This is a genomic window from Chlorogloeopsis fritschii PCC 6912, assembly GCF_000317285.1.
Classification (GTDB): Bacteria; Cyanobacteriota; Cyanobacteriia; order Cyanobacteriales; family Nostocaceae; genus Chlorogloeopsis; species Chlorogloeopsis fritschii.
The window spans coordinates 1-17,081 of record NZ_AJLN01000074.1; the positions used below are offsets into that span (position 1 = coordinate 1).

General features: G+C 39.7%; 18 protein-coding genes. 11 read left to right on the forward strand and 7 right to left on the reverse strand.

Translation table 11 applies throughout. The features are described from left to right. Positions 1–19: 19 nt before the first annotated feature. Positions 20–925, reverse strand: a complete 906-nt coding sequence (locus tag UYC_RS0113265; protein WP_016876317.1) for a helix-turn-helix domain-containing protein — start codon at positions 923–925, stop codon at positions 20–22. Between the two features lie 139 nt (positions 926–1,064). On the opposite strand from UYC_RS0113265, the gene UYC_RS0113270 reads away from it, so the two are divergent. Further along, on the forward strand, positions 1,065–1,475 hold the full coding sequence (locus UYC_RS0113270) for a thiol-disulfide oxidoreductase DCC family protein (RefSeq protein WP_081588153.1): 411 nt from the start codon (positions 1,065–1,067) through the stop codon (positions 1,473–1,475). Between the two features lie 44 nt (positions 1,476–1,519). Here the strand turns inward: UYC_RS0113270 and UYC_RS0113275 are convergent, their stop codons facing one another. After that, a complete protein-coding gene (locus UYC_RS0113275; RefSeq protein ID WP_016879536.1) occupies positions 1,520–1,948 on the reverse strand; it encodes a hypothetical protein in 429 nt (142 codons plus the stop codon). A gap of 35 nt (positions 1,949–1,983) precedes the next feature. Between UYC_RS0113275 and UYC_RS0113280 the strand changes: the two genes are divergently transcribed. The 4 genes from UYC_RS0113280 (at position 1,984) to UYC_RS0113295 (ending at position 5,015) form a co-directional block, all read left to right on the forward strand. Beyond that, complete coding sequence (locus UYC_RS0113280) at positions 1,984–2,226, forward strand: hypothetical protein (protein WP_016876320.1); 243 nt, start codon at positions 1,984–1,986, stop codon at positions 2,224–2,226. Between the two features lie 68 nt (positions 2,227–2,294). Beyond that, positions 2,295–2,756 (forward strand): photosystem II protein PsbQ, encoded by a 462-nt coding sequence (gene psbQ, locus UYC_RS0113285; RefSeq protein WP_016876321.1) that lies wholly within the window; start codon positions 2,295–2,297, stop codon positions 2,754–2,756. A 123-nt stretch (positions 2,757–2,879) separates the two neighbouring features. Next, entirely contained in the window at positions 2,880–4,058 is a 1,179-nt protein-coding gene (locus UYC_RS0113290; RefSeq protein WP_016876322.1) for an NAD(P)/FAD-dependent oxidoreductase, read from the forward strand. Positions 4,059–4,163: 105 nt separating this feature from the next. Further along, positions 4,164–5,015 carry an alpha/beta fold hydrolase gene (locus UYC_RS0113295; RefSeq protein WP_016876323.1) on the forward strand — a complete coding sequence of 284 codons (852 nt, stop codon included), beginning with the start codon at positions 4,164–4,166 and terminating at the stop codon, positions 5,013–5,015. 4 nt (positions 5,016–5,019) lie between these two features. Here the strand turns inward: UYC_RS0113295 and UYC_RS38925 are convergent, their stop codons facing one another. Further along, positions 5,020–5,187 (reverse strand): hypothetical protein, encoded by a 168-nt coding sequence (locus UYC_RS38925; protein WP_016876324.1) that lies wholly within the window; start codon positions 5,185–5,187, stop codon positions 5,020–5,022. Positions 5,188–5,335: 148 nt separating this feature from the next. Here UYC_RS38925 and UYC_RS0113305 point away from each other — a divergent pair, with 148 nt between their 5' ends. Both UYC_RS0113305 and UYC_RS0113310 read left to right on the forward strand, forming a co-directional pair. After that, complete coding sequence (locus tag UYC_RS0113305; protein ID WP_016876325.1) at positions 5,336–6,184, forward strand: hypothetical protein; 849 nt, start codon at positions 5,336–5,338, stop codon at positions 6,182–6,184. 86 nt (positions 6,185–6,270) lie between these two features. After that, positions 6,271–7,695 (forward strand): alpha/beta hydrolase, encoded by a 1,425-nt coding sequence (locus UYC_RS0113310; protein ID WP_016876326.1) that lies wholly within the window; start codon positions 6,271–6,273, stop codon positions 7,693–7,695. A gap of 43 nt (positions 7,696–7,738) precedes the next feature. Here the strand turns inward: UYC_RS0113310 and UYC_RS0113315 are convergent, their stop codons facing one another. Next, positions 7,739–7,978: a hypothetical protein gene (locus UYC_RS0113315; protein ID WP_016876327.1), complete on the reverse strand. Its 240-nt coding sequence runs from the start codon at positions 7,976–7,978 to the stop codon at positions 7,739–7,741. Between the two features lie 427 nt (positions 7,979–8,405). On the opposite strand from UYC_RS0113315, the gene hemJ reads away from it, so the two are divergent. The 3 genes from hemJ to UYC_RS0113330 all read left to right on the forward strand — a co-directional run bounded on the left by hemJ (position 8,406) and on the right by UYC_RS0113330 (position 10,693). After that, positions 8,406–8,990, forward strand: a complete 585-nt coding sequence (gene hemJ, locus UYC_RS0113320) for a protoporphyrinogen oxidase HemJ (protein WP_016876328.1) — start codon at positions 8,406–8,408, stop codon at positions 8,988–8,990. 114 nt (positions 8,991–9,104) lie between these two features. Further along, entirely contained in the window at positions 9,105–9,746 is a 642-nt protein-coding gene (locus tag UYC_RS0113325; RefSeq protein WP_016876329.1) for a Uma2 family endonuclease, read from the forward strand. Positions 9,747–9,829: 83 nt separating this feature from the next. Next, positions 9,830–10,693 (forward strand): DUF6671 family protein, encoded by an 864-nt coding sequence (locus UYC_RS0113330; protein ID WP_016876330.1) that lies wholly within the window; start codon positions 9,830–9,832, stop codon positions 10,691–10,693. 119 nt (positions 10,694–10,812) lie between these two features. On the opposite strand, the gene rpmB is transcribed toward UYC_RS0113330, so the two are convergent. Next, on the reverse strand, positions 10,813–11,049 hold the full coding sequence (gene rpmB / locus UYC_RS0113335; protein WP_026087578.1) for a 50S ribosomal protein L28: 237 nt from the start codon (positions 11,047–11,049) through the stop codon (positions 10,813–10,815). A 195-nt stretch (positions 11,050–11,244) separates the two neighbouring features. After that, positions 11,245–13,230, reverse strand: coding sequence for a molecular chaperone HtpG (gene htpG / locus UYC_RS0113340; protein WP_016876332.1), 1,986 nt, complete (start codon positions 13,228–13,230; stop codon positions 11,245–11,247). Between the two features lie 290 nt (positions 13,231–13,520). Between htpG and UYC_RS0113345 the strand changes: the two genes are divergently transcribed. After that, positions 13,521–14,249 carry a class I SAM-dependent methyltransferase gene (locus UYC_RS0113345; protein WP_016876333.1) on the forward strand — a complete coding sequence of 243 codons (729 nt, stop codon included), beginning with the start codon at positions 13,521–13,523 and terminating at the stop codon, positions 14,247–14,249. Between the two features lie 107 nt (positions 14,250–14,356). Here UYC_RS0113345 and clpB read toward each other — a convergent pair whose 3' ends face one another. Then, complete coding sequence (gene clpB, locus UYC_RS0113350; RefSeq protein WP_016876334.1) at positions 14,357–17,026, reverse strand: ATP-dependent chaperone ClpB; 2,670 nt, start codon at positions 17,024–17,026, stop codon at positions 14,357–14,359. Positions 17,027–17,081: the final 55 nt, after the last annotated feature.

Genomic DNA, 17,081 nt, shown 5'->3' on the forward strand with positions numbered 1-17,081 from the left:
AAACACTTTCTACCCCTGCTTAAACTTTTACTTGCTCTCTGTAGGCTTTTGGTGTTATGCCGATATACTTGCGAAACACGCTAGTGAAGTGGCTCTGATTTGGAAAACCAACTTGCTGGCCAATTTGATTTATTGCTTCCTCAGTTCGTGCCAATAATCTTTTTGCCTTCTCAATTCTACAATTTGTGACGTACTGATGAGGTGATAAACCTGTGGACTGTTTAAAAAGTCGTGAGAAATGATACATACTCATTTGGACAATACCAGCAATTTCCATGAGTGATAAATCTTGATCGAGATTCTCATCAATATATTCAATTGCTTTTCGCAACCTCATCTGAGAAAGTCCTTCAGAATATGTGGGAATTATCTCCAAAAATTTAGAATACTTTTTCAGCAAGTGAAGGCATAAAGTTGCAGCTAAAGAGTCTATGTATAAAATACTGCTCATACTAGTTGACTCAAGTTCTGACTTGAGCGCCAATCCAATATGCTGGATTAGCGGATCGGTGAAAGTAAAATGAGGAATAATCTCGCAGCGTTGTAAATCAATGGTGTCGTAACTGACACGATCAAACAGTTCAGAATCTAAGCTGATGACTAAAAATTCTGCTTCTGATTCCCAACACAATTTATGATTGATATTAGCTGGAACTACAACTATATCACCGTACTTGATGATCTCAGTTTGAATGCGTCCATCTAACAATCGTTCAGCTTTAATCGGTCTATTGACAAGACTGATACTAAGCGTATGCTGATTAGGACTGTGTTCTGGAGTTTCATAACCAGGCTGTCGATGAAAGTCTAGACGTATACCGTTCCATTTGGATTTATAGCTAGAAATCACGGGCGATCGCGGCAGAATATTTGCGTAAGGATTCTCTTTTGCAAAATCAACACTAAATATTTTCTCTTCTGCCATGGTTCCAGCCTCAGAAAAAATTGGGTTTTAGGTATTAGCCCATACTGTCTCGATTAAACAGCACTGATGTTGTTTGTCAAGAATAGATAATTAGATTTACAAATAGTAATATACACTAGTTTTTTAGCCAACATCTATCGTGAGCACACAATACTACGTCGTCTACGACGGCAATTGCAATCTCTGCGTTACTTTAGTGCAACTACTAGAAACTCTAGATCAAGGAAAGCTATTTCGCTATATTCCCATGCAAGACTCCGAAAAAATCCAACAGTGGGGAATTACACCCCAAGATTGTGAGTTGGGTATGATTTTAATCGATGCGAATACGCCGGAAAAACGCTGGCAAGGCAGTGCAGCAGCTGAAGAAATTGGGCGATTGTTACCTTTGGGCAGTGTCTTTGTGGATGCATATCGTGCTTTACCGGGTGTGAAATGGGTAGGCGATCGCGTCTACGAACAAATTCGCGACAATCGTTATACTCTGTTTGGCAAGCGTACTGACACCTATAAATCCGTGTACTGTGACGAAGGTAGTTGCAAAGTGTGAATTTATTACTTCCTCACCTCCCTCACCTCCTTGTCCCCTATTTCCTATTCACTTGATTTATTAAACAACTCCAAAATCTGCCGACAAAAATTCTTGAGTTTTTCCCCTACTTCTTCTGAGGGCTGAGTTGCACCCACAAAATTCCAATTTTCCACTGTAGACAGCCGCCACTGTTCGCCAAGATGAGTAAATCCTGCTACCTCCACACCGATGGCTCGACGTGAACCGTTAACAGGATCTTGATAAAAACGGATTTGAATCAAGATACTGCGACTGCGCCAAGATTTACTGATACCAGGGAAGTGAAAGCCGATGTCTATCGAATCTGGATCAACTAACTCTCTGGTTTGCGGATCGTTTGTCCAGGGTTTAAGATCCGATCTGGCGTCGGGAAACTCGAATTTGAATAAATTCACCACTGCTGCAATCTTGCTGGCGAATTCTAGATTTGTTGCCATCTCAGCTGCGTTCACGAAAAACACTCCCCTCAACTGGTGTCTGCTAATGGATGATGGGACTACATAAAAACCGCCAGAAGGCTTTTGATATTGGACTTTTACCCTATCAATATCTTTTTAATTTAGCAACTCTAAATCAGACTTTCCTGACAAACATTGAATTTATGAATATTAACTTTAAAAAGAAAATCTTAAGTAAATATACTCAAAATGTCAAGAAAAAACAGGTAAACGCTGTCGATATTGGAAGATTCCAAGTGGCGATTGAAGAATTTCCACAAAATCCCCTTTGAATCAGAACAAGAAGTTACACACTCCGATCTAAAATGACACTGTAATCGGCAACACATAAGCTTGGTTTATGGCGCGTCAACGCTCTTTCTTATCATTAATCCTTGTTCTTTTAGCAACATTTCTGATCAGTTGTGGTAGTCCTTCCGTTGCCACAGCACCTCCAACTTATACCTACGCACAGATTCAAAAAATTCAGGGATACCTGCCTGAAATTAAAGTTGTGCGCGATCGCTCACAAGAATTACAAGAGCTGATCCAAAAAAATGATTGGATCAACGTTGAAAATTTTATACACGGCCCTATGGCAGAAGCAAGGTTGCATATGAACTACGTTGTTCCCAACCTCCTGCCTAGCGATCAACCCAAAGCACGTCAAGTGGCGCGGGAATTATTTGATCATTTGATTAAAATCGATCAAGCCGCTGAATCTGGCAATACTCTCAAAGCTTCGAGTAACGCCAAAGCCGCATTTGCAGATATTGACAATTTCCTCAGCCTGCTTCCTGAAAATAGTACTCAAAAAAGCTAGTTAGGAAGACTGGGGGACAGGGGATAGGGGATAGATAAATTAAAAATTTTGCATTTTTAATTTTTAATTTTCTAGCTCCCCCACGTTCCCCTCTTTCCAGCACCTAATCCCTTCTCCAAAGCTATGAACGTAGTCATTATCGGTTGTGGTGTTGTTGGTGCAGCGATCGCCTATGAACTGAGCCAAATTAAAGGTTTAAATATCACTGTCCTAGATCAACAATTGCCTGCACAAGCTTCTACAGGAGCTGCCTTGGGTGTTTTGATGGGTGTGATTAGTCACAAAACTAAGGGCAGAGCTTGGCAGATGCGCAAAACTAGTATGCAGCGCTATGAAACCTTGATTCCAGAATTAGAGCAAATAACTACTCGCAAAATTCCTTTCAATCGGCACGGAATTCTCATGCTGTTGCCTGAGAATTTAGAACCCTTCACGGCAGATGAAAGTGAAGCGATCGGATCAGATCAAGAAAATAGCGAACTCAAAAGTTGGGAAAAGTTGGTAAATATTCGCCACTCTCAAGGCTATGAGTTGGAAATTTGGGATATTGCAACGCTGAAAAAATTCTGTCCTCAGATAGAAGAGAAACAATTAATAGGTGCTGTTTATTCTCCTCAAGATCGTCAGATTGATCCAACAGCGCTAACGTTAGCCTTAGTTGAGGCAGCAAGTCACAATGGTGTGACTTTTAAATTTGGAGTCAAAGTTTTAGGGATGTCCTCATTTCCCTACCCCCTCTCCTTAAACGGGAAGGCGAAAGATACTATTGCCAATTTTTGCCACCAACTGGAAACAACAGAAGGCACAATCGCAAGTGATTGGTTTATCCTCGCAGCAGGGCTGGGTTCGTCACCACTATCAGCACAATTAAATCAGTGGGTTAATATTCGTCCTGTACTGGGGCAAGCGTGGCATCTTCGGTTGGAGCATCCTTTAGGTAATCCACATTTCCAGCCAGTAATTACTGGTAATGATGTTCATATTGTTCCCGTTAGTGGCGCAGACTACTGGGTAGGTGCAACAGTTGAGTTTCCAAAAGACCGCATTGATGACATACTAGCCGATAAAGAACTACTGGAGTCTTTAAAACAACAAGCGATCGCTTTTTGCCCTGAGTTAGCAAATGCAACTACCATCCGCACTTGGTATGGATTACGCCCCCGCCCCGAAGGACGTGCAGCACCAATAATTGGTAAACTACCAGGGTTTAGCAACATTCTCCTTGCCACTGGACACTATCGCAATGGCGTTTTACTCGCACCCGCCACAGCTTACGCAATTCGTGAGATGATTGATTCTTAATCAAACTTAGATTTTTAACATCTTCTTAACCGGGTGATAAAAATTGCTACTACGCAAGCTAAACTCACCCGCGTGGTGGAGATTTTTTACGAATTTTAAATAAAAATGTCACTAGCAGAACATAAGATAACCGTAAATTCCCTAGAGTGGTTTTACCGAATAGCCGAACCCATCGGTAGAACTGACTTGCTGCCTGTTGTTTTTTTACATGGTTTAGTATCGCAAAGTTACAGTTGGCGTAAAATTATGCCTGCTTTAGCACAGCAAGGAACAAGAGCGATCGCACCAGATTGGATTGGTTTTGGCTTTTCCTCCAAACCAGAAAAAAGAGATTTTGCTTACACTCCTGAGGCATTTATTAGCGCTTTAGAAGAATTTGTCAAAGCCTTAGAATTGGAACGTTTTTCCTTAGTTGTACAAGGATTTTTAGGTTCTGTGGGACTACAATATGCTTTACGTCACCCAGAACAAATTGTCAATATCGCTATCCTCAATACACCAATTTCTACCACTGCAAAGTTACCTTGGAAAATTCAACAAATGGGTTTACCTTTAGCAGGTGAAATGATGACTCAAGATCCTCTGTTGGTAGATAGAACTTTAGAGGGTGGTAGTCGTTACGTTATTTCTGATGCCGATTTAGATGTTTATCGTAAACCCTATTTAAAAAGTTCATCTGCCGGAAGAGCTTTGCTAGCAAGTATTCGCAATTTACAACTAGCAAACGCAATGCAAGAAATAGAATCTGGCTTTCAACAGTGGCAAAAACCTCTTCTCATTCAATGGGGAAAAAACGATCCTTGGTTGAGTTTAGATATGGCAGAAAAATTTGCCACTACTGTACCAGATGGAGAATTAATTAAACTTAATGACGTCGGGCATTATCCTCAAGAACATCATCACGAGACTATTTTGATAGACTTGTTGCCTTTTGTGCGTTGTGCAGAGTCTAATTGACAATTTACATAGTATTAGAGGTTGTCTCTAAAGGAATGTAAAGAAAGTTAAACTGAAATCTTGCACCATTCTCAATAACTGTAAGGTGGGCACTTTCCACAACGTAAAAATTTTGAGGAAAGTTACGCAATGCCCACCCTACAAACATTGCTAAATTAGGCGATCGCTTCATCTAAAAAGCCTAGTTTCCACATCTCCTGAAAAGTCAGATATTTTACATAGTATTCGTTTGGTGTTAAAACGATTAGCAAAGTTTCTATCGGCGGCTTAATAATCTTTTACAACCAGCCAATTTAATTTTTATCGAAAAAATTGCATCTATGTACAATCTAGAAGATAGAACCAATAGCAAAATATTCAGCGTACACTTAGGTTTTATTGCCCTCTGCTTCTTCATCGGTTTAGCAGGATTTGCTTACGTGCTGGCAATATTACCAGGAATTGCGGAGTCTACAACAGTTCAGCCTCGAACCTGCATTACTGGTGGTTGGAAATTCGGATTGATTATCACCCACGTTTTAACTTTTGGACTGATTCCTTTAGCAATGAGGATTTTTTACCAAAGTTTAAATAATCTGGGATTTCCAATTAGAACAATTTTTGCTTCTCAGTTAGGTCTAGCTTTTATTATGGTAGCGATCGCCTCAGAAATTGGCTGGCACGTTACACAGTGTTGGTATTATCAAAATGATTTCACAATGCTGAACTTCATGTTTTATTTTTTCTTGATTTCAGCATTTGCTTTGTGGTCAGATGGATTAATTGAAAAGACTACCGCAATCACTAATTTAATTAACATTATCTTTGCAATTAGTTTGTTAGTTGTTTCCATTTTGTACCCTTTAGGTTATCAAGAAAACAACGATAACTTTAAAGTTCCTATCTATATTGCGCTGACTTTAGTTTTTAGCGTATTAACTTATCGCGGTTATAAGGTTCTCCAGAATTGGAAAATTATGCTTGTGCCATTTTTTTCAGTAGGAGTTAACTTAAGCTTTGTCTTTCTGCTAGATAAGTTTGGTGGCAATCCTTATACTAATCCTCAAATACTTTTCAATGCTTTATTTCATATCCTCCATGACTTATTAGGAACAGAAGCAGGAGTAGCTATATTTACTTGGCTAATTTACATGAAAGGTATTACTCCACAAAATATCAAAGAAAATTAGTCATACACAAATCAGAACAGTTCAAATCTTCATCAAAATTTTTTGATAGCCTTAAACTCCTTAATTTCATGTTGGAGAATAGATTTATGGGAAATAATACAAGTAGTAATCTACCTGAGATTTGGCATTATGAGCAAAAAGACGGTTATAAAATATATCAGTCTGGCAGTCATGTAAAAGCTAACTTTATCCGAGTTTTTGTACCTGACAATCCTTATTTTAATAAACAAGGTAAACTAAAGCTTATTACTTATTTACACGGTTTTGCTTTATGTATGCCCCAATTCTATGAAGCTCATTTAGAAGTATTGGCTAAAAGGGGCTATTACATTTTCTTTCTAGATTTTCAAAAAAGTGAATATCCAAATAGCAGGGTAGCTGAAAAAACGCAGAAAGCCAACGTAGAAAAGCCTCATTTTTCACTTTGGGTTTCTAGGGCTTTAAAAATTGCGACTAATAAAAGTTCAAAATTCAATAAATTTCAACCCGAAAGCTTGTTTAGCAGCCTAGAAGAACAGACATCGCAAGAAATTCCTACTATTCAAGGAAATCTAGACGAACCTAAGCGATTTAACTACCTTCGTACTTCCTTAGCTGTAGCGACGATTATCCTTATCGTGAAACTTATTTACACTTGGTTCAATGATACCTATGGCAAGAATCTAATCCACTTAATTTCTACTGTCGGTTTCAGTCTTGCACATCAACCTTCAGAGTGGATAAAAAATGCGATCGCTTTAACCGAGCAATCTTGGCAACACCTGTGCAAAGTTAATCCCCAACTCGCTCAACAAGAGTTTGATTTCTATGTATTTGGTCATTCTCTGGGAGGATTGTTAGCGTTAAGTTGGCCTATTTATATCACCGATGAAAACCAAAAAAAGTTTTTTCCCCAACAAATTATCACTGCCGATCCAGCACCAAGCACGGAGATGGGGATTCCTCGAATCGCCATCTGGATTCTAAAACTGTTTCGCTCTCCGTTTGCAACAGCACCAATCAATATCAGTGACATCGGTAGTCAGTTAAATATCCCGATTGGGATTATGCACGGAGCAGATGACGATATTGTTAAGCCCCAGTCTTGGGTAAAAACATCATACTGGCAACCACTATCTAACTTTGACTATATCGCTAGTCAAGAGAAAAAAATCTATTTTTCGCTTTCCAATCAACAGCATCACCCTCCTTTAATTGCCTTTCATAACCAAGCAGTAACAGACACCACCTATTACGACGATGCTTTATTTGAAAATTTTGGTGGTGTTAAAAAAGGGCCAAATGATTATAATAACCAATACGTTTGGCCTGGTCTAAGTCTAGTCGTTGAAGATCAAGTAAGAGTTGATCGATTGCTTGGTAACTTTCCTTTACAAACGGTGCAAGTCACAGATATTTTGCCAGATCAAGGTGGGGATTTTAAATCCATTATCACCGTCATCTTGGCTGTATCAGTTGTGTTGGCTTTAGGCTACTGGTTGCGCTTTGGGAGTTTTTTAACCAGTAATTAGAACTGATACGATGAGTCATGCATTTAGGAAAGCGATCGCTTTTCTAAAGGTTAGAGCCGCTCATCTCATGTAACTTTCCATCCAGATTAAGTACATGAAACTCTTGTGTAGTTAGTGATACCACAATATCTTCCAAATCCACCCGGATCAGCCAACGCTGACTAGATTGGCATTCTTGCCCACATACGACTCCTAGCTTTCCTGCTACGTATCCTGGATGTAGAATCAGCACCTTGTTGCCTAATTGAAAATTGTTGATGCTACCCTGTTTTTGATTAATCATTGCAAATTACTACAAGAAATCTACTGATTTGTTGTAGTTTAACCCTGTGTACAGGTTAAGACAAGTTAAAAAGTCACAATTAGTTTAGGAAAATACTTAGTTAGGTAGTTGAGGATAAATTGCAGATCTGAAGAATTAAGTAGAAATAACTAACAAAAATTTGATAGTTGAAAGTATTTTTCTGTGAATGGAATTAATGCCAAGGGGTAATTCACAGCGCTTTTCTAATGAACAGTAAATGTAGTTCTGGGATTTGCTATTTAAAATTTTGGGCGAGTGCCTTATCAGCAGGCTTCACACTTCTTTATCTTTGCACCGCCTAGCTAGTAATTGCCACACAAGGTTTTGCCGTAACCTGTTATTGAGGGGATTGGTAGCGGAGGCGATCGCTTCTCTAGCATAAGTTAACAAAGGCAGGTATCATTACATGGCTTATTCCTGGTTTAAAGCATTTCATATCATCGGCGTTGTCGTTTGGTTTGCCGGATTATTTTATCTAGTACGTCTTTTCATCTATCACATAGAAGCCAATCAAGAACCAGAACCAGCCAAGACAATACTCAAAAATCAGTATCAAATCATGGAAAAACGCCTCTACAATATCATCACCACTCCGGGAATGTTGGTGACAGTGGCGTGTGCTATTGGCTTGCTGGTAACAGTACCAGACTATTTAAAACAGGGTTGGTTGCACTTCAAACTTGGATTTGTAGCGCTTTTACTTGTTTATCATCATTACTGCAGTCGTTTGATGAAACAGTTGGCAGAAGACAGATGTAAATGGACTAGCAAACAAATGCGTGCTATGAATGAAGCTCCGACTCTGCTGCTAGTGGTAATTGTCATGCTAGCGGTGTTCAAGAATAATTTGCCTACAGATCTGACAGTCTGGGTAATTTTTGGCTTGATTATTTTGATGGCTGTGACTATTCAGCTATATGCCAGAAAGCGCAGACTCGACAAAGAGAAGGAACTGGCACAAATCACACAAGTTCCTCAAGAACAAGCTTAGTTAATTTTGTCTGAGATGTCTTAGATTAAGAAATGTAAACAAAATATCTTTAACATCTCAGGCACAACTCATCCAACAAAAATAAAACCATCGATAGCAGTGCGATCGCTCGCCATGCCAACAACTTCTATTAGCCTACGATTAGAACCAGGTCAAAAAGTTACACTACAGCCTGTTTCCTGGGAAGGGTTGGAAGAAATTCTCGCTGAATTAGGAGAACAGCGCTCATCTCGAATTGCTTATGCTAAAGGAATTCTAGAAATCATGGCTCCATTGCCAGAGCATGAACGAGCAAAAGTTTTGCTTGCTGATTTAGTAAAAATCCTGCTGAAAGTTCAGAAACGTTCTTGGGAACCCCTTGGCTCTACGACTTTGAAGCGAAAGGATATGGCAGCAGGTATTGAGCCAGATGATTGCTTCTACATCCAAAACTATAAAGCTGTAATAGGTAAGAATCGATTGGATTTGACTGTAGATCCACCACCTGACTTAGCCCTAGAAACCGATGTTACCTCGAAAACGGAACTAGATGCTTATGAAGTTTTGGGAGTACCAGAGCTATGGATTTACGAAGGTGAGAACTTAAGAATTAATGTATTGCGAGAAGGCAAGTATATTGAGTCGCAAACAAGCCCTACAGTTGAAAATGTAGCTGTTGTAGAAATTATCCCGCGATTTATGAAGCGTGCTCAAGAAGTCGGAGTTAGTCAGGCTCTGGAGGAGTTTGAAGTATTCATCAAAGCTGAAAACCGCTAAAATACATCCTTGCTAAAAAGCCTGATATATAAGGAAGTTGTTCTCCCCAACCCATGCTAAGGCAATATCAAAGGAGGTAAAGAATGCCAAAAGATTCATTATTTACCAACCGGATAGCAGTGCTGGCGACGATGCACCAAAAAGAAAAAGTTATTGCCCCAATTTTAGAAGCAGAATTAGGCATTAAGGTTATCGTACCTCAAGATTTTAATACTGATGCTTTCGGTACTTTTACTAGAGAAATTAAACGTCCAGGTAATCAAATTGAAGCTGCCAGATTGAAAGCTCAAAAAGCATTAGAATTAACTGGTGAGACTCTAGCTATATCCAGCGAAGGAAGTTTTGCGCCTCATCCTGATATACCTTTTATTTCTAGTAATAGAGAAATTGTCATTCTCTTAGATAAAAACCAAAATTTAGAAATAATTGGAGAAGAATTTTCTACAGAAACTAATCATAATCATATAGTTGTAGAGAATAGCGAACAGGCATTGAAATTTGCTAAAAAAGTTGGCTTTCCTGAACATGGTTTGGTAGTTATGCTCAGAGAGTTACCTCAAAATAATAATGAAGTTATTAAAGGAATAGTTTCAGAAGAAAAACTTATAGAAGCGGTGAATTTTATGATTAAAAATTCACCGACAGGAAAAATACACCTGGAAACAGATATGCGGGCGATGTATAACCCTACACGGATGAAAAATATCGCTAAAGCTACCCAAAACTTAGTGAGTAAAATAAACAGCCGTTGCCCAAAATGTTCTACGCCTGGTTTTGAAATCACTAAAAGAATTCAGGGATTACCTTGTGCGCTCTGCTATACGCCCACTTCCTTGACTCTTGCTGTTATTCATCAATGTCAAAAATGTGGATTTAGTCAAGAAAAAACATTTCCAAATGGCATTGAATATGCCGATCCAGCACAATGTATGTACTGCAATCCGTAATATTGTTTTATTTTAGCTGTGCCAGTAGTAGCCTTCAAGAACGAGTAACGCACCTTTAAATAAGGTGCGTTACGACTGTTCTCTCTGCCAGTTCCTTGCTTGTGCTTTGTGGAAGCAGTTTAGAAGTGATTAAGATTAATTCCAGCTTCTTTTGCCATTGCTTGTAAGCCTTTAGTTTCCAAAGTTTTGATGGCTTTGGTAGAAAGCTTAAGTCTTACCCAGCGATTACCTTCAGGCCACCAAACGCGCTTACTTTGCAGATTCGCATATTGAAGGCGCTTGGTGCGACGGTGAGAGTGGGAAATTGCAAAGGCATTATTAGCCTTTTTGCCAGTTAGTTGACAGCGACGAGACATTGCTTGAATCTCCAATTTATTTTGACCACGATCTTCTATTTTATTCACATCTTGTGTCAATCGTGTAAAGGTACTAGGGATTAGGGACTAGGGGCTAGGGGCTAGAGGCTAGAAAATTAAAAATGCAACCGAGCAAAATTTTTAATTGATCTGTCCCCGTGTCCTCTTATTCCCAATCACCAATCTCCAGTACCCTTATCTAGTCGCTTTTTCTGTCAACTGAGTGAGTACTTCGTTAGAACGCTCAACGAAGGCTTTCATTCCCTCAGCATCAAATCCTTTTTGAGACATCAATGCCAAATCGTAGATGTGATGGCAAATCATATTGACTAAGGCAGTTGTAGGCGATTCTCCATCTCCTTGAATAATACTGCCTTGACTGAGATTTGCTAGATTTTGAATCAGTGGATGAGCAGTATTTACTAGTAAAATATGGTCTTCAGGAAACTCGGCTGCTTGCTGCTGCATTAAAGCATTCATTTCCCGCAGGCGACGTAAAATTTCTGGTAGTAATACCATCGCTGGCGGTGTTCCTTGCGGATCGTCAGATTTTAGGGCTTCGGTGCGGATATTAACCTTGGGTTTGTTGAGAGCCTTCTCGAATAGCTCTTTGATAACTTCGCTGCGGGTTTTATTTGTTTTAGGATCGACAATTTCTCCAGCTTTGTCTTTATCCAACAGGGTTTGATCCAAATCGGAGTCTACCCGCGTAAATTTAACATCTGTGTATTCCCGCTCTAAAAAGTTGATAAAGTGGGTGTCGATGAAGGAGTCCATAAATAGGACTTCCAAACCTTGTTTTTTATGTAGTTCTACGTAAGCTGCTTGTGCGCTTTCATCAGTACAGTAAAAAACACGGTTTTGATGGCGTTCTTTGTTGCGCTCTAAATACTCTTTGAGAGTTGTGTATTGATATTTGAGATTTTCTTGTTCCCCAGTTGTGGAAGTGACATCTTGCCAAGCGTCTCCTTGTTCGGATTGAACTTGTACTGCGGGAGTTTCAGAAGCAGTTTGTTCTGGCTGCTTGGCAGTGGTGCGAAAGATGATGAATTCTTCGATTTGTTTTTTAAATTTCTCATCATTCATGACCCCGAATTTCATAAAAGTGCCGAGATCTTTCCACGCGCTGATATACTGTTCGCGGTTATCGCGGTAAAGTTCTTTGAGGCGATCGCCTACTTTTTTGGCGATGTAGTCACCGATTTTGCGAACAGTGCGATCGGTTTGCAGGGCACTGCGCGATACGTTCAGGGGAATATCACTGCTATCAATCACACCCCGCATGGGTAAAAGAAATTGGGGAATGATTTCTTCACAGTGATCGCTAACAAAAACTTGATTGCAGAATAACTTAATTTGCCCTTTAGTTACATCTACATCTGGTCTCAATCTGGGAAAATACAAAATACCATTAATGATAAACGGATAATCTGTATTCAGATGCACCCACAGCAGAGGTTCTTCTTGGAAAGGATACAGGTAACGGTAAAATTCTAAATAATCTTCCTGACTCAGATTGTTGGGAGACTCGCGCCACGGTGCCTTTTGCCTATTTAAAACCTCGCCATCTAGTTTGATGGGCACTGGCATGAAGTCACAGTAAGTATTGACAAGATTCTTAATTCGTGCTGATTCTAAATATTCTAGTTCCTCCTCCATGAGATGAAGAGTAATGGTGGTGCCGCGAGTCGTGCGGGATGATTCTGCCAAGGTGAACTCTGGGGAACCATCACAAGTCCAATGAACTGCCTGCGCTCCTTCTTTGTAGGATAAGGTATCGATTTCGACTTGTTTTGCCACCATGAAGGAGGAGTAAAAACCTAGTCCAAAGTTACCGATTATTGGTTGTTCTGATACATTTTTGTACTTGTGAATAAATTCTTCAGCACTAGAAAAAGCAACTTGATTAATATATTTTTTGACTTCATCGGCTGTCATGCCGATGCCATTATCGGTGATAGAGAGAGTCTTTTGATTTTTATCTATGGAAATTTGAATTTCTGGTTCGCCAATATCACCAGAATACTCTCCTGCGCGGGATACCATTTTCAGCTTTTGGATCGCATCTACCGCATTAGATATCAATTCCCGCAAGAAAATTTGGTGATCGGAGTACAGAGACTTCTTGATAATCGGGAAAATATTTTCAGTATGAATACTGATGGTGCCTTGTTCTATCATGACTTGTAATTAAATAAAAGTATCTCAGTGAGAATTTTAGCGGTTGTTCTCCAAGACGATCACTCATTTTAAGTCAGGGATAACTGCATATTGTAGATTCGGTTTTCCCTACCCTCTACAAATACAGGGCTGAATTTCGCCTAAAATCGGTTATACCTTTTGAGATTTTGGATTTTAAATTGGTCGTTTGGAAAGCTCCAAATGTTTCAAGGCTTTCAAGCTTCCTATATTTTTACAAATATTAATTATTTACTGAATTATGATAATTGATTTTCTACTAAAAAATTACTATGAGTAAACTAGCTAATCATACTTTGTACAAAGAAATTAAAAAACTCTATTATTCGTTAATAAATCATGACTATGATTTACCCATCATACTTAATTTCTGTAACAAATATTCCCACAATAACCACAAAGAATACCGAATCTTAGATGTTGGTTGTGGATATGGTAGAAAAATAAGTTTACTTCAGCAAACTGGTTACAAAGTTTTAGGTGTAGATATAAATTCCCAACTTATTGAAATTAATCAAAATCAAGGTCTTAATTGTGTAACTGTAGAAGACTTTGTTCATACGAATGAATCCCAGTTTGATATTATTTTAATGTCTCATATTATTGAGCATTTTAGTCCATCTGATTTAAAAGATTTTATGGACGGATATCTTGATAGACTCAAATCAGGAGGTTATTTAATAATTGCAACTCCATTATTTACTAATTATTTTTATGATGATTTTGACCATGTTAAGCCATATTCACCTCTCTCTATCATGATGGTATTTGGTAAACAAGCGTCTCAAGTTCAATATTATTCTCGCAACAAACTACATTTAATAGATCTCAAATATCGGAAACGCCATTATAGATCTACATATGTGAGAGGAAAATATTTGAAAAGTACCACTACCAGATTTTACCAATTTGTAGAATTAATCAATTCATTACTATTTCATATTTCCTTAGGTTTTTTTGGTAAAAAAGATGGGTGGGTAGGAGTTTTTAAAAAAGTTTAAAAATCACAATTGACTTTCAAAAATTTTCTTAGATCTAGCAGTAGAGAAATGAGGGCAGAAGGAATATTTAAAATATATTATTGCCCTCAATTTTTATATCTCTAACATTAAGACTCGCGAGAAGCTTCTAAGATAGGAGTTATATTTGCCGATGCTGGGACTGTAACTACTTTTTTCTTACTAAAGTTCAGTCCTTTATCTCCTTTGTCAATGACAATCGTATCGCCAGCCATAAAGGCATTCTCCAAGATTTTGGTGGCGATCGCATTTTCCACTTCTCTTTGGATTGCCCGTTTGATGGGGCGTGCGCCGTAAACGGGATCGTAACCTACTTCTACAAGGTAATCGCAAGCACTCGGAGATATTTCCAAGGAAATTTTTTGATCGGAAAGCAGATTTTCCACTCGCTTGAGTTGAATACGAACAATTTGCCGCATTTCACTGCGATTGAGGGGATGAAAAATAATCAAATCATCTACGCGATTGAGAAATTCAGGGCGGAAGTGCGATCGCAAAGCATCCATCACCCGATTTCGCATTTTCTCGTACTGAGAGTCATCACCAGATATATCTAAGATATATTCGCTACCAATGTTACTGGTCATCACAATCACAGTATTGCGAAAATCAACGGTTCTCCCCTGAGAATCAGTGATTCTACCATCATCCAATACTTGCAATAGTATATTAAACACATCTGGATGGGCTTTTTCGACTTCATCCAACAGTACCACTGAGTAAGGACGACGGCGAATTGCTTCCGACAGTTGCCCGCCTTCTTCATAACCTACGTATCCTGGAGGCGCTCCCACCAAGCGAGATACTGAGTGCTTTTCCATATATTCGGACATATCCAAACGCACGAGGGCGTCGTCCGAATCAAAGAGAAACTGAGCTAGAGCGCGGGCGAGTTCGGTTTTGCCGACTCCTGTCGGCCCCATAAACAAAAATGAGCCGATGGGGCGACTGGGATCTTTCATGCCAGCACGAGCGCGACGAATTGCTGCTGCTACTGCTGCTGTTGCTTCCTCTTGTCCAACAACTCTCTCGTGCAGGTGACTTTCCAGTTGTAGCAATTTTTGCCGTTCTGATTCCAACAGGCGATTTACCGGGATTCCCGTCCATTTAGCAACAATTTCGGCAATATCAGCTTCTGTGACTTGTTCTCGCAACAGAGTTTGACCTTGCGCTTGAATTTTCAATAATTCGGCTTCTTTGACTTCGCGATCGCGCTGCACTCCCTCCAATTTGCCATACTTTAACTGGGCAGCTTTGTTGAGATCGTAGGCACGTTCTGCCTGTTCAATTTGTACCCGCAGCTTTTCTTCTTCTTGCTTCAAAGCACTAATTGCCTCTAGTAGCAGCTTTTCACCTTGCCACTGCTCATTAAAATCCTGCTGTTTTTCTGTTAAATTAGCAATTTCTCGCTCAATTCGCTGCAAACGTTCTTGAGTTTGCATTGTCGCCTTCTCTTCTCCAGCCAACGACAGCTTTTCCATTTCTAGCTGCATTAAGCGACGATCAATCGCTTCCAATTCTGCGGGTTTGGATGTAATCTCCATTTTTAATTGGGCTGCTGCTTCATCCACCAAGTCAATGGCTTTATCAGGCAAAAAGCGATCGTTAATATATCTTGCTGAGAGGGTAGCAGCTGCTACTAAGGCTGAATCAGAAATTTTGACGTTGTGATGAACTTCGTAACGCTCTTTTAGTCCCCGCAGAATGGAAATTGTATTTTCGACGCTGGGCTGATCCACATATACTTGTTGAAAGCGTCTTTCTAAGGCGGCGTCTTTTTCAATATATTTGCGATATTCGTCTAGAGTGCTTGCCCCAATACAGCGCAATTCTCCCCGCGCCAGCATGGGTTTAAGCAAGTTACCTGCATCCATCGAACCTTGTTGCCCAGAACCAGCGCCAACAACAGTATGCAGTTCGTCAATAAACAGGACTATTTGACCGTTAGATTCAGTAACTTCCCTGAGAACCGATTTTAAACGGTCTTCAAATTCACCTCGGTATTTAGCACCGGCAATCAAACTACCCATATCTAGGGCAATAAGTTGGCGATTTTTCAAAGATTCAGGCACATCGCCATTCACAATTCGCTGGGCTAAAGCTTCCGCGATCGCAGTCTTACCAACTCCAGGTTCACCAATCAAAACTGGATTATTTTTGCTACGACGAGACAATACCTGAATTACCCGACGGATTTCGTCATCTCGCCCAATTACCGGGTCAAGCTTCCCAGCTTTGGCTTGTTCTGTCAAATCTCTACCAAACTTTTGTAGAGCTTCATAGCGAGATTCTGGATTTTGGTCTGTTACCTTTTGACTACCGCGAATCACTTTAATAGTAGCCTCTAGTTTTGCTGTATCTAGATTAAAGCTTTTTAGCATCCGCCGTCCAATGCGCTCATCTTCTGCAAAACCTAAAAGTAAGTGTTCCACAGAGATATAGGAATCATTCATCCGTACTCTCGCTTCTTCGGCCAAGTCTAACATCGTGTCTAAATAGCGGCCGAGGTAGAGTTGATCGCTTCTACCTACTTTGGGTTGACGACGGGCAAACTCTTCTAGTTGCTGTTGCAAACGGTTAGCATCTACACCCGCACGGTTGAGAATACGTGCTGCTAAACCGTTTTCTTGCTGGAATAAAGCCAGTATTAAATGTTCAACATCTAGTTGCTGTTGTTGATATGCGCGTACTATATCCTGAGATTTGACAATCGCTTCCCAGGCTTTATCTGTAAATTTATCCGGATCTGTAGGCTGCATCTTGACAATTTTTGATTTGGAATTTTAAATCTTAAACTACGGAAAGTATGTCCTA